Raw genomic sequence first — 311 nt, 5'->3', positions numbered from 1 at the left:
GTTTATCGACCTCAAAGTCGACAAGACCGTAGCGGCCATATTCAGCGCGGGGCTGGGGGTGGACAAGCCGCAGGCAGTGGCCTGGCTTCGCCAAGCGCTGGACCAATATGGGGTGATCATCCAACTCCAACGGAAGAGTGTTCAGGTTTGGTTGCCCGGTATTGGTCGGGGCTGGGTGCGCCATCGCGTCGATGCACCGCCCATTTTGCGCCAATGGCACAGCCCGCCCGACGCAAGGTGGGAGGTGACCATCAAACCCCAATCTCGGACGCGCGGGTTGCCTGTGCCACCGTTGCCGACACGTGACGCCT

Annotated in this window: 1 protein-coding gene; it reads left to right on the top strand. The window is 62.4% G+C overall.

Annotation, left to right across the window (positions count from 1 at the left end; all coding sequences use genetic code 11):
• Positions 1 to 311 (top strand): hypothetical protein (locus tag HIJ39_RS25450; protein ID WP_169103424.1); only part of this gene is annotated, 311 nt, incomplete at both ends.

Source organism: Sulfobacillus harzensis (genome assembly GCF_012933365.1).
GTDB lineage: Bacteria > Bacillota > Sulfobacillia > Sulfobacillales > Sulfobacillaceae > Sulfobacillus_B > Sulfobacillus_B harzensis.
This window is presented reverse-complemented; position numbering and strand designations above follow the sequence as displayed.